Source organism: Streptomyces sp. NPDC048297 (genome assembly GCF_043201585.1).
In the GTDB taxonomy this organism is placed as follows: domain Bacteria; phylum Actinomycetota; class Actinomycetes; order Streptomycetales; family Streptomycetaceae; genus Streptomyces.
The window spans coordinates 71,870-84,114 of sequence record NZ_JBICZA010000017.1 but is presented as its reverse complement, the minus strand read 5'-3'; the positions used below and the strand labels follow the sequence as shown (position 1 = coordinate 84,114).

9 protein-coding genes are annotated in these 12,245 nt (G+C 71.6%); 3 read left to right on the top strand and 6 right to left on the bottom strand.

What is annotated here, in order from left to right:
• Positions 1-453 (bottom strand): hypothetical protein (locus ACGFYV_RS20180; RefSeq protein WP_393879758.1); only part of this gene is annotated, 453 nt, incomplete at its 3' end.
• A 389-nt stretch (positions 454-842) separates the two neighbouring features.
• On the opposite strand from ACGFYV_RS20180, the gene ACGFYV_RS20175 reads away from it, so the two are divergent.
• Positions 843-3,440: an ATP-binding protein gene (locus ACGFYV_RS20175; RefSeq protein ID WP_393879853.1), complete on the top strand. Its 2,598-nt coding sequence runs from the start codon at positions 843-845 to the stop codon at positions 3,438-3,440.
• 18 nt (positions 3,441-3,458) lie between these two features.
• Here ACGFYV_RS20175 and ACGFYV_RS20170 read toward each other — a convergent pair whose 3' ends face one another.
• The 5 genes from ACGFYV_RS20170 to ACGFYV_RS20150 all read right to left on the bottom strand — a co-directional run bounded on the left by ACGFYV_RS20170 (position 3,459) and on the right by ACGFYV_RS20150 (position 9,140).
• Complete coding sequence (locus tag ACGFYV_RS20170) at positions 3,459-3,908, bottom strand: hypothetical protein (protein ID WP_393879757.1); 450 nt, start codon at positions 3,906-3,908, stop codon at positions 3,459-3,461.
• A 214-nt stretch (positions 3,909-4,122) separates the two neighbouring features.
• A complete protein-coding gene (locus tag ACGFYV_RS20165; RefSeq protein ID WP_393879756.1) occupies positions 4,123-5,619 on the bottom strand; it encodes a cellulose binding domain-containing protein in 1,497 nt (498 codons plus the stop codon).
• A gap of 313 nt (positions 5,620-5,932) precedes the next feature.
• Complete coding sequence (locus ACGFYV_RS20160; protein ID WP_393879755.1) at positions 5,933-7,252, bottom strand: radical SAM protein; 1,320 nt, start codon at positions 7,250-7,252, stop codon at positions 5,933-5,935.
• A 58-nt stretch (positions 7,253-7,310) separates the two neighbouring features.
• Complete coding sequence (locus ACGFYV_RS20155) at positions 7,311-7,985, bottom strand: pyridoxamine 5'-phosphate oxidase family protein (RefSeq protein ID WP_393879754.1); 675 nt, start codon at positions 7,983-7,985, stop codon at positions 7,311-7,313.
• Between the two features lie 117 nt (positions 7,986-8,102).
• Complete coding sequence (locus ACGFYV_RS20150; protein WP_393879753.1) at positions 8,103-9,140, bottom strand: hydroxyacid dehydrogenase; 1,038 nt, start codon at positions 9,138-9,140, stop codon at positions 8,103-8,105.
• 364 nt (positions 9,141-9,504) lie between these two features.
• Between ACGFYV_RS20150 and ACGFYV_RS20145 the strand changes: the two genes are divergently transcribed.
• Both ACGFYV_RS20145 and ACGFYV_RS20140 read left to right on the top strand, forming a co-directional pair.
• Entirely contained in the window at positions 9,505-10,758 is a 1,254-nt protein-coding gene (locus ACGFYV_RS20145) for an FAD-binding protein (protein ID WP_393879752.1), read from the top strand.
• A 188-nt stretch (positions 10,759-10,946) separates the two neighbouring features.
• A complete protein-coding gene (locus ACGFYV_RS20140; RefSeq protein ID WP_393879751.1) occupies positions 10,947-12,203 on the top strand; it encodes an ROK family protein in 1,257 nt (418 codons plus the stop codon).
• Positions 12,204-12,245 lie beyond the last annotated feature (42 nt).

Below are 12,245 nucleotides of genomic sequence, written 5' to 3'. Positions count from 1 at the left end.
GTTGTTGTTGTTCCCACCCCTGCCGCCGTTGTTGTTGTTATTGTTGTTGTTGTTCCCACCCCTGCCGCCGTTGTTGTTGTTATTGTTGTTGTTGTTCCCGCCTCCACCGTTGTTGTTGTTATTGTTGTTGTTGTTCCCGCCTCCGCCGTTGTTGTTGTTATTGTTGTTGTTGTTCCCACCCCTGCCACCGTTGTTGTTGTTATTGTTGTTGTTGTTCCCACCCCTGCCACCGTTGTTGTTGTTATTATTGTTGTTGTTCCCGCCGCGACCCTTGTGGCGGTTGTTGTTGTTATTGTTGTTGTTGTTTCCACCCCTGTCGTTCGGTGCCGTCGCGTGGGTTCCTGTGGGCGCCGGGGCAGCCACGGCAGCGGAAGGTGCCAGGGCGGCGCCGCCCGCGGCGAGAGCAGCTGACGCGGCCAGCAGTGCGGCCCGCTTGACGTACTTGTTGAGCATGACGATTCCTCTCCGATGAGATGGATCCTGTCGATTCGCGGCTCAATTCGGTAACGGAAAACACGCTTCGCAAAAATGCGCCGTCAGCCCGGTTCGCTTTCCGCAACATCGCAACTCGACTGGCGACGGCGATCTGATTCGCCTTTTACAGGCTCTGAATCTCTATCGCTTCGGTCAGCATGCCCTGCCGCAGTCGGGGAGCACATCGGGCGGGCGCCCCAAGTTCCTCCTCCGCACACCCCACACCTCACGTGAGCAGACCCCCTATCCCACCCCCGCCACACCCCAAGTCCCACCTCCGTGTCACAAGACACCGCCCCACCTGCCGAGGGGTCCGGCCCGGTCTGGATCTTTTGCGCGGCTCCGGTCACGGAGGGAGACTGCTGGTGATGGACCTGCTAGAGCGAGACGCCGTACTCCAGGAGCTCGCCGATCACCTGCAGGCGGTCGTGAGTGGTCCTGGACGCCTGGCCCTGGTGCGCGGCGAAGCCGGCATCGGGAAGACCGCCGTCGTTCACCGTCTGTCCCAGATGACGGATCCCCGTGTCCGGGTTCTGGTCGGCGCGTGTGACCCGCTGGCCACACCCCGCCCCCTGGGTCCGCTGATGGACCTGGCCCCGCGCCTGGGCGAGCCGGTGCGCACCGCTCTGACGGGCGTGCTGTCCGGCACGTGCCGTTCGGAAGAGGTCTTCGACTGTCTGCTCGCCGACCTGAGAGGGTGTCCCACCCTGCTGGTCGTGGAGGACGTCCACTGGGCCGACGAGACCACGATGGACCTGCTGCGCTACCTGGCCCGGCGCCTGCCGAACGTTCCGGCACTGGTGCTGGTCACCTACCGCGACGACGAGATCGGCCGCACCCACGATCTGACCGCGCTCCTCGGCACCCTGGCCGGCTATCCGTGGGTGCACCGCCACGACCTGGCCCCCCTGAGCCACCGCGCCGTCGCCCGGCTCGCCGACGACCATGCCATCGACGCCGAGCACCTGTATCACGTCTCCGCCGGCAACCCGTTCATCGTCACCGAGATTCTGGCCGCCCCCACCGAGCCCATCCCGACGACGGTGCGCGAGGCCGTGGCCGGCCGCCTGGCCGGCTTGTCTACCGCGGCGCGCATGGTCGTCGACGTGCTGGCCGTCCTGGGACGCCGCGTCTCGCTGCCGCTGCTGGCCCACATACTGCCGTCCCCGGAGGACGCGCTCGACGAGGCGGTGGCCTGTGGAATCGTGCGCGACGACGGCCAGGTGACCGAGTTCCGTCACGAGCTGACCCGGCTGGCGGTGCTGGAGGCCGTACCCGCCGCCTACCGCCGGCGGGTACACCGGCAGGCGCTGGCGACGATGCGCTCCGGCCCGGTCGCCGCGGATGACCTGGCGCTGCTGGCCGATCACGCCGAGGGCGCCGGAGATCCCGCCGCCGTGCTGGAGTACGCGCCCGCGGCGGCCTTCCACGCCGCCGCGGTGGGCGCGCACCGGGAAGCGGCCGCGCAGTACGCCCGCGCGCTGCGGCACGCCGACCGCCTGCCGCCGGTCGAGCAGACGTCCCTGCTGGAAGGCCATTCGCAGGCCTGTTTCCTGTCCAGTCAGCTGGACGAGGGGATCGCTTCCCGCCGTACGGCGGTGAGGCTGCGTCATGCGCTGGGCGACCGGCTGCGCGAGGGGGAGGACCTGCGGTGGCTGTCGTCCTGGCTGTGGCCGGCTGGGCGGACCACCGAGGCCGGACAGACCGGCCTGGACGCGGTGCGCGTGCTCGAAGGGCTGGGACCGAGCCGGGAACTGGCCAGGGCGTACGTGAACCTCTGCCAGCTGGCCTGCTACGGGCATGCGGGGGTGGCGGTGGTCGCCGCCTACGCCGAGAAGGCGAGCGCTCTGGGTGAGCGCTTCGGCGATCCGGGGGTGGTCGTCCAGGCGCGCTTCCATGCCGCGGCGGCACGCATGCTGAGCGACGGGGGCGACGGGAGCGGCTGGGAGGACTGCGAAGAGGCGGTTTCCAGCGCGATGGCGCGGGATCTGCCGGTGGACGCGGGCTCCATGGCGCTCACCCTGTGCTGGCTGGGCGCGCTGCAGCGTGACGCCGTCCGGACCACCGCGGCCGTGACCCGGGCGGAGACCTACTGCCTCGACCGCGAGCTGTTGTCCTACACCCTGTGCACCAGGGCCTGGGACAGCTGGGGACTGCTGAACCGGGGCTTGTGGACCCGGGCCGCGGATGCCTGTCAGAAGCTCCTGTCCCATCCCCGCTCACCGGCGGTCGTCCGGGCCCAGGCCCTGACCGCCATGGGGCTGGTGCGGGCCCGCCAGGGCAAGCCGCAGGTGTGGCCGCTGCTGGAACAGGCGGCGAGTCTGATCGACGGCAACTGCCTGCTGGACACGGGCCAGGCGTGGGAGGCCCGGGTCGAGGCGGCCTGGCTGGCCGGTGATCACACGTGGGTGCAGGCCGAGGCGCAGCGCGGTCTGGCCGCGTTGGCGAAGCGTTCCCACCCCTGGCTGTCCGGGCCGCTGGCCTGCTGGATCCGCCGCGCCGGAGGAGCGCCCCCGCAGGTTCCGGCGGCCGAGCCCTACGCGCTGGAGCTGGCCGGCGACTGGGCCGCTGCCGCGGCGCGCTGGGACGAACTCGGCTGTCCGTACGACGCCGCGCTGGCCCGCCTGTCCGGTGACGCGCGCGCACTGCGCCAGAGCCTGGTCACCTTCGAGGCCCTCGGCGCCCGGCCGGCCGTGGCACGCACACGCGCGTTGATGCGCGCCCGTGGTGTCCGCCCGGTCCGGCGTGGTCCGCGGGCGGCCACCCGGACCAATCCGTACGGACTCACCAACCGGGAGCTGGACGTCCTGAAGCTGCTGGAGGAGGGCCTGTCGGATGCCGAGATCGCCGCCCGCCTCTACATCAGCCCCAAGACCGCCGGGCATCACGTGGGCGCTGTACTGACCAAACTCGGCGTTCACACCCGCCACGAAGCCGCCCGGAAACTTCACCGTTCCGAGCGCTGAAAGGGCTCCGGGGTGCTCTCAGCCCTGAACGCAGTTGACGTTCTGGTTCCCTGAGAAGGTGTTTCCCTTTCCGCCCTGGCCCACCGGGTGGCAGACCTGGAAATTGAAGAGTTTCGTGATGCCCAGAAGACCGAGCAGCCCGCCGTCCTGAGCCTGCGCGCCTCCGGCGTTGTTGTTGTTATTGTTGTTGTTGTTCGTACCTCCTCCGTTGTTGTTGTTATTGTTATTGTTGTTGTTCACGCCGCCGGCATTGTTGTTGTTGTTCGTGTTGTTGTTCGTGTTGTTGGCCTGGGCACCGTCGTCACCGCCCATCTCGGCCTGCCTCATCGAGTGGGAGATCGGAAACGGTGACGTGTTCCCCAGCAGGCCGAGCAGCCCACCGTCCTGAGCCTGCGCGCCCCCGGCGCTGAAGAGCACCGTCGCAATAGCGGCGGTACCGATTGCGGCGAACTTCTTCCCGAGCTTCACTTGACCAGCCTTTCGTCGTCCCTGCCGAATACCGAACCTCAGTGGACAGGATGACGATGGCGGGCTTGAACAATCACTAGGCACGCTGCGGCTCCCGCCATTTCCCTCGGATAGCCCCGTGGCCCGGAAGCCTTGGCGCGGACCGCGGGAACGACCGTCGTGCTGAGCGGGGTGTGCCAAAGGGGCCGGGCCCTGACCCGGTCCGCTGGCCGCGTCAACTCGTCGCGCACGGGCTCCCGTTGAGCGTGAATGCGGACGGCGCCCGGTTGCGGTCCTGCCATGTGCCGACGAACCCGAAGGTGAAGGCCGAGTCCGCGGCGACGGCCTTGTTGTAGTCGCCGGCGGCGGCGGTGACGCGGGTGCCGTTCTGGTCGGTGTCCGCGTCCCACATCCGGCCGACGTCCTGGCCGTCGGGGAAGGTCCAGCCGATCTGCCAGTCGGTGAGGGCCTGTTCGGTGGTGACGGTGAGGGTGGCCTGGAAGCCGGTGCTCCACTGGCTGTCCAGGTGGTAGGCGACCTGGCAGGTGGGGGCGGAGGAGGTCGAGCGGCCGGGGGTCGGGGAAGGAGCGGGAGCGGGAGCGGAGGTGCCCTGGGGTGCGGGCCCCGGGTTCTTGTCGCGGGTGCGGCTTCCGGTGGGGGTCACGGAGGGTGCGGCGGAGGAGCCGGACGGCGTGGCCGGGGAGGGGGTGCGGGCGTGCCCGGACGCGGTGGCGGAGGTGAGGGGGCCGGGGTCGGTGACCGTCCGCCCGTCGTCATGGGCGGCGGCCCGGCCCCCGCCGGAACCGTCGAACGGCATCATCGAGACGCCGAGCGCCAGCGCGGACAACAGGACGGCGGCGGCGAGCAGTCCGCCGCGCAGGACGCGGTGGCGGCCCGCGTTCTCCTCGGGGTCGCCGGTGCCGGCCGGCCCGGGGCCGTCCGCGCCGAGGCGGACCTCGGCGGCGCGGCGCCGGCGTTCCAGATAGGCGAGGCCGCCCCAGCCGAGGACCCCGCCGGCCAGCGCGCCGGGCAGGCCGCCACCGTGCGGACGCAGGCAGGCGGCGGCCTCGGCGCACCGCACGCACGTGGCGAGGTGGCGGGACAGTTCCTCGGGCGTGTCGGCGGCGGGCGAGCGGGTGACGCCGTCCAGCAGGCGGGCGTAGCTGCGGCACTGCGCGTCCATCGGGGTGTCGCGGTGGGCACGCCGGCAGCGGTCGCGGAACACCCCGCTGACCTGGTCGAGTTCCTCGGCGGCGGTGTCCGGGTCCAGGCCGAGGCGGCGGGCCACGGTGGGCAGGGGCAGCGCCTCCACCTCGGCGAGCCACAGCAGTGAGGCGTCCGCCTCCTGCATGTCCCTGAGGCCGCGCAGGGCGATCGGGCGTTGCAGGGGCGGTCCCGTGTAGCGGGCGGCCTTGCCGGAGTTGAGCCACAGTCTGAAGTCGGGGTCGAGCTTGTCGCCCTGGCCGTCGGCCTCCCACGCGGCGGCCGTGGTGCGGACGGCGGTGAGCAGTTCCGGGATCATCGGCAGCCGTGCGGAGCGCCGGCCCGGACCGTGTAAGGACGAGCCCGCGGCGCGTGCCTCGCGCATGCCGGCCGTGAACGCCTCGGTCGCCAGCTGGTGCGCCGCGAGGGAGCCGGCGGCGCACAGGTCGGCGTAGGAGAGCACCGCGTCCCAGCACTCGGAGAACAGCGCGGACCCGGTGGCGTCCTGAGGGGCCGACAGGTCGGGCATGGGACTCCTGCATCCACGAGCGAGGTCAACTCTCCACAGAACAATGGGAGTTGAGGGAAACCTCGCGGCGGGCAGGAGCCTTTCACGTCATCGACACAACTGACAAGCGGCAGTTCCGAGTCCGGTGACCGCCCGTCGCCGGGAGTGACCGCGTCCGCCCGGCCCGCGACTGCGCCTCGCGACTGCGACACCGACCGGGACTACGGCCTGCGGCTGCGGCCGGCGACCGCGACCGGCCCACGACTACGGGGCCCGCGGCTCCGGGGCCCGCAGCTCCGGCCTGGAGTACGGACGCGGGCGCCCCGGTGTTCACTCAGGCCTCCGCCGGCTCCTCCGCGGGCAGGCTGTCCATGAAGGAGCTGACGGAGAACACCGCGCGGCCGGGGCCGGGCAGGCCGTAGCCGGGCGGGGAGGAGAGGCCGAAGTCCTCCATCGTCGACCGGTAGGCCTCCAGCAGACGGATGTGGTACTCCAGCGGCGCGCCCTGCGGGTTGGCCTTGCCGAGCGGGGTGGTGGGCTCGGGGCACCAGGTGGTGAAGCGGGGCGTGATGCCCTGCGACATGAAGAAGCGCAGGCCCTCGGTGGTGGAGGCGATGGCCTCGTCGACGGTGGTGAAGCCGAACGGCTCGGCCATCTCCACGCCCGCCACGAAGTTGGGGATCACATTGCGCGCGCCGAAGATCTCCGCCGAGTCGAGGATCCGCTTGTGCCACTCGTCCCGGCCGACATAGCGCTCCTTGCCGGGGCAGTACAGCTCGAACAGCCGGCGGTCCCACACCTCGAAGTTGGGGTGGTAGATCTGCACGCCGTAGTCCTTGAACCGCTGCACGTCGTCCTTGGGCAGCGCCTGGGCGACGACCTTGCCGATCCAGCGGCCCGGGAAGCGCTCCTCGATGGCCTTGGCGTAGTGGCCGTAGAAGTCGGCCTCGTCCCGCCCGGCGACGGTCTTGGTGATGGCGCCACCGGTGAGGGTGTAGGCGGTGGACGCCTTCTGGGTGTCGTACCGGTCGATGATCTCCAGGGCCTCAAGGACCTCCTCGACGTCCTTCACGCCGGTGTACGGCCGCCCCGCCGCCTTGTGCTGGCGCCAGTTGTGGTTGATGTCGCAGTACTGGCACTCCTCCTTGGCGCCGAAGTACTGGCACACCCGGAAGACGGTCAGGTAGATCAGGTAGCCCCACTGGATGGTGGGGGCGACCTCCATGACGGACTTCCCGTTGGAGAGGGTGTGCCGGTAGTACTCGGGCATCGGCGGCACACCGACGTCGGCGATCCGCTTCCCGTCGAGGTAGAGGCCGAGCAGCCCCTCCTCGTCGGCGGCGACCCGGTACGGCGAGGACGGATTCACCCGTACGGAGACCACCGTACGGCGCAGGTCGTACGGTCCGCCCGTGAGGATGATCTCCTCCGGGGGCCGGCGCAGCGCGGCCTCGCCCAGTTCGGGCAGGGTGCCGTGGTCGAAGGAGAAGATGAAGTACGACTTCGGCTTGACCTCGCCGTTCTCGTTGTCACTCAGGGCGGACGGGTCGAAGGCGACGCCGCCCCGGAGCAGGTCCTCCTTGAAGACGGCTTCCCGTGGCACATGCGGGAAGCGCTCCATCAGATCCTCGACCAGCGCGGTACGGCTGCCCATCCCGTTTCTCCTCCCGGCTCAGGCGTACGGCTCCTCACGGTATGCCCCCGCCCGCACGTCAGCCGTGGCGGGTCCCCTCTCGCCGCGCGATGTGTCCCGGAACGGGGACGTCCGGCGGCAGTACCGGGTCGGCCACGGGGGCGCCCCAGACCGTGGTCAGCGGCAGGGTCCCGGCCCACAGGCCCAGCTCGGCGTCGGGTCCGTCACCGTCCTCGGGGGCCCCGGTGCGGATCTTGACCGAGGCCTCTTCCAGGGAGAGGGCGAGGAGGGTGGTGGCGGCGAGTTCCCTGCGGTTCGGCAGGCGGGCGTACGACCACTGCCCCGGCGTGGCGTGCTCGGTGAGCCGGCGCAGGCCCTCCAGTTTCTCGTCCGGGTCGGTGACCTTGCGGGCCTCGCCGTGGATCACGGCGCTGCGGTAGTTCACCCCGTGCTCGAAGACCGACCGGGCCAGCACCAGTGCGTCGACGTGCGTGACGGTGACGCAGACGGGGACGCCGCCCGCGAGACTGCGGCTCGCCACCGACCCGTGGAGGTACAGCTGCCGCTCGTCTCGGCCGTACACGGTCGGCACGACCAGGGGCCGTCCCTCGACCACCACGCCCAGGTGGCAGATGAACCCGGCGTCCAGGATCGCCTCGAGATCGGCCCGCTCCCGGCTGCCCTGCGCACGCAGGCGCCGGTGCCGGGTGAGGTCGGTCTCGGGGAGCCGCGCGGGGAGAGCGTCTGAGGTCATGGCCGGAGAATCTACTGAAAGCGCATCCGGTGAGCCATAGATTTACGAAATCGCTTCCCTAAAGGTCTCCAGTCAACGAAATCCGCAGCAGATGGTCTGCTCCGACGCGAACCACTCTCACGCCGTCCGCTCCAGCTCGGCGAGGTCGACGGCGTACCGGAGTCCGTCGCCCGCCACGAGCCGCGCGGCCTCCTCTACCACCGTCCGCCCGAGCCGGGCCAGCTCGTTGCCCTCCGAGCCGGCGAGGTGCGGGGTGACGAAGGCGCTGGGCAGGTCGAACAGGGGTGAGTCGGCGGGGCGCGGCTCGGGGTCGGTGACGTCGAGCACGGCGCTCAGGCGCCCGGTGCGCAGCTCGCCGATCAGCGCGTCGTGGTCGATCAGGGCGCCGCGCGCGGTGTTGATCAGCACGGAGCCGGCCGGCATCAGGGCGAGTTCGCGGGCACCGATCAGGTGCCGGGTCTCGGGGGTCGCCGGGGCGTGCAGGGTGACGGTGTCGCAGGTGCGCAGCAGGTCGTCCAGCGTCAGCAGGGGGACGCCGAGGCGGGCGGCCTCGGCCTCGTCGACGTACGGGTCGGTGAGGGTGACGCGCAGGTCGAAGGGGCGCAGGAGTTCGATCAGGCGGCGGCCGACGCGGGAGGCGCCGACGATGCCGACGCGCCGGCCGTGGTTGCCGAGTTCGCCGCCGCTGCCGGGCCCGAAGTCTCCGGTGCGGTGGGTGCGGTCGGTGGGCTGGGTGCGGTGGCCGCGCAGCCGGTCGCGGCGGGCGAGGACGTCCTTGCCGGCGAGCAGGATCATGGCGAGCGTGTACTCGGCGACGGGCAGCGCGTTGGCGCCGGCCGCCGAGGAGACGAGGATGCCGCGCCGCCACACCTCGGGCGTGGTGAAGCCCTTGACCGAGCCCGCCGCGTGCAGCACCGCGCGGAGTCCCGGGGCCGCGTCCAGGACGGCCGCGTCGAGGCGGGGGCAGCCCCAGCCGCTGATCAGGACCTCGGTGCGGGCCAGGGTCTCCCGGGTCGCGGGGTCGGTGAAGTCCTGGGCGACGAGGGCGGGGTCGAGGTCGACGTGCTCCCGCAGCCGGCCCAGCAGGTCCGGCGGGAAGAGGCGGGGCACGTGCCGGGCCGTCATGGCGAACAGGGCCTGGGGACGCTCGGGCAAGGACGTGATCCTCCGGCTCGGGGCGATGGCTCAGGGTGACGGCTCGGGGTGACGGCTCGGGGTGACGGCTCAGGGTGAGGGATCGGGATGACGGCTCGGGGCGATGGCTCGGGGTGAGGGATCGGGATGACGGCTCGGGGTGACGCGGGATGGCTGGGCACAGCTTTGGGCGGGTCAGAACGGCTGAGGAACAGCCCTCGGCGACACCGCAAGGGTCCGCAGCGGCTCGCGTCGGCTCGGAAACGGTGCTCGCGACGGCGCGGTACGTACGGGACCGCAAGCGATCTCCACCGTAGGTCGCCGCGGATGAGAGGGTCAACGCGGAGAGTCGACGCGGACGCGCTCTCCGGGAAGGACGACAGCGATGACAGAGCCGACGCGTGCGGTCACCAACTGGGCGCGCACCATCACCTACACGGCCGGGGAGTTCCACCGTCCGGACTCGCTCGACGCGCTCAGGGCCCTGGTGGCCAAGAGCGCGAAGGTGCGGGTGCTGGGCAGCGGCCACTCGTTCAACCGCATCGCGGACCCCGGCGGCGAGGGCGTGCTGCTGTCGCTGGCCGCGCTGCCGCCGGTCGTCGACGTGGACACCGCGGCCCGTACGGCGCGTGTCTCGGGCGGCGTCCGGTACGCGGAACTCGCCCGCACCCTGCACGCGCACGGCCTCGCCCTGCCCAACATGGCCTCGCTGCCGCACATCTCGGTGGCGGGCTCCGTGGCCACCGGCACGCACGGCTCGGGCGTCGGCAACGGTTCGCTCGCGGCGCCGGTACGGGAGGTGGAGCTGATCACGGCGGACGGCTCGACGGTGACGATCGCCCGCGGCGACGCCCGCTTCGGCGGGGCCGTCACCTCGCTCGGCGCGCTCGGCGTGGTCACCGCGCTCACGCTCGACCTGGAGCCGTCGTACGAGGTCGAACAGCACGTGTTCACCGAACTGCCGCTCGCCGGGCTGGACTACGAGACGGTGGCGGGAGCGGCGTACAGCGTGAGTCTGTTCACCGACTGGCGGGAGCCCGGTTTCCGGCAGGTGTGGGTGAAGCGGCGCACCGACCAGGCGCCGGTGGACTTCCCGTGGGCCGGGCCGGCGACCGAGGCGATGCACCCGGTGCCGGGGATGCCCGGGGTGAACTGCACCGAGCAGTTCGGGGTGCCGGGGCCCTGGCACGAGCGACTGCCGCACTTCCGGGCGGAGTTCACGCCGAGCAGCGGGGAGGAGTCGCAGTCGGAGTACCTGATGCCGCGGTCGACCGCCCTCGACGTGCTGCACGCGCTCGACGGCATCCGGTCGGCGTTCGCGGGTGTGCTGCAGACCTGCGAGGTGCGCACGATCGCCGCGGACGCGCAGTGGCTCAGCCCGGCCCACGGCCGGGACTCGGTCGCGGTGCACTTCACCTGGATCGCGGACGCGGCGGCGGTGCTCCCGGTGGTGGGCCTGGTCGAGCAGGCGCTGGAGCCGTTCGATCCGCGCCCGCACTGGGGCAAGGTGTTCACGATGCCGGCGGCGGCCGTCCGTGGGCGGTACGCGCGCCTGGCCGACTTCCGGGCCCTGGCCGGCACCCTCGACCCCACCGGCACGTTCGCCAACGCGTTCGTCCGGGACGTACTCGGCGACTGACGTCCGGCCTCGCCCGGCCGGTACCGTCCGCGCCCCGACGTCCTCCGCCCTTTCTCAGCCCCTCGTCCCACCCCCTTTCTCAACCCCTTTCGTAACCCCTTGTCGAAAGTCCCTCCGGGCCCTAGCCTGGCGCCGGCCGGTGCTCCTGACGCACCGGCCGGCTCAGGACGGGTTGGGAGGCCGGCTCCGTGAAGCGCACCTCACGGGACATCCGCACCGCGAACCGCTATGAGGTGCTGCGCCAGATCATCGCCGTATCGCCCACCTCACGGCAGGAGCTGGCGGCGGCCACCGGGCTGAGCCTGGCCACGGTCGCCACGCTCGTCGGTGAGCTGCTGGACCTGCGGCTGATCACCGAGGTCGGTTTCGAGGACTCCGCCGGGGGCCGCCCGCGGGGCCTGGTCGCCGTCGACACGTCGGGCGGCGCGCTGATCGGCGTCGACATCGCGGAGACGTACGTCCATGCCGAGCTGTTCGACCTGGGGCTGAACGTGCTGGCCCGTGCCGAGGAGGAGGTGCGGCCCGGCGCGAGCCGCCCGGAGCAGGTGGCCGGGCAGGTCGTCGCCGCCGTCGGTTCGGTGGTCGCGCGGGCGGGTGCCGATGCGGCGGGCCGGGTGCTGGGGGTCGGTGTCAGCATGCCGGGCCAGGTGGACCGGGACACGGCGGTCGTGGAGTACGCCGCCAACTGGGGCTGGCGTGACGTGCCGTTGCTCGATCTGCTCGCTGAACACCTGCCGTATCCGCTCTACTTGGACAATCCGCTGCGTGCGTGCACGGTGGCCGAGCTGTGGTTCGGGGCCGCGCGGGGCCGTTCGGACGCCGTGGTGGTGAACCTGGGCACCGGTGTCGGCGCGGGGCTGGCGCTCGGCGGCGGCCTGCACCGGGGCGTGAGCAACAGCGCGGGCGAGTGGGGGCACACCACGCTCGTGCTGGACGGCCGGCCCTGCCACTGCGGCGGTCAGGGGTGCGTGGAGACGTACGTCGGCGCGCCGGGCATCATGCGGAACCTGCGCGAACTCAGCCCGCACTCCCCGCTGTTGCGCTCCGCAGACCAGACGGCCACGATCGACGCCCTGGCCGCGGCCGTGGCCGCGAACGACCCGGTCGCGCTCGACGCGCTGCGGGACACCGCCCGTTACCTGGGCGCCGCGATCTCCGACCTGATCAACCTCCTCAACCCCGAAGTGGTCGTCCTGAGCAGCTGGGTGGCGGCGCGGCTGGGCGAGCCGCTGCTGCGGGAGGTCCGTGCGGCCGTCGCGCGGCGCGCGCTCGGCCGTCCACTGGCCGCCACCGAGATCGTCCTCTCCCCGATCCCCACCGACCCCGTGTCCCTCGGCGCGGCCACCTTCGCGCTGGAGGGGGTCCTGCGGTCCGCCGGACAGCGGACCGGACCGGGCACCGCGCCACGCGCCGGCCATCCACGCACGGTGGCGCCGGCCGGCTGACCTCCGCTCCGATCGCCGCTTCGATCCCATTCCGATCGCCGT

Bases quoted from the DNA above. Each gene is read 5' to 3' on its own strand.
- ACGFYV_RS20175 (WP_393879853.1), top strand. From the start codon at position 843: ATGGACCTGCTAGAGCGAGACGCCGTACTCCAGGAGCTCGCCGATCAC.
- ACGFYV_RS20165 (WP_393879756.1), bottom strand. From the start codon at position 5,619: ATGCCCGACCTGTCGGCCCCTCAGGACGCCACCGGGTCCGCGCTGTTC.
- ACGFYV_RS20160 (WP_393879755.1), bottom strand. From the start codon at position 7,252: ATGGGCAGCCGTACCGCGCTGGTCGAGGATCTGATGGAGCGCTTCCCG.
- ACGFYV_RS20155 (WP_393879754.1), bottom strand. From the start codon at position 7,985: ATGACCTCAGACGCTCTCCCCGCGCGGCTCCCCGAGACCGACCTCACC.
- ACGFYV_RS20145 (WP_393879752.1), top strand. From the start codon at position 9,505: ATGACAGAGCCGACGCGTGCGGTCACCAACTGGGCGCGCACCATCACC.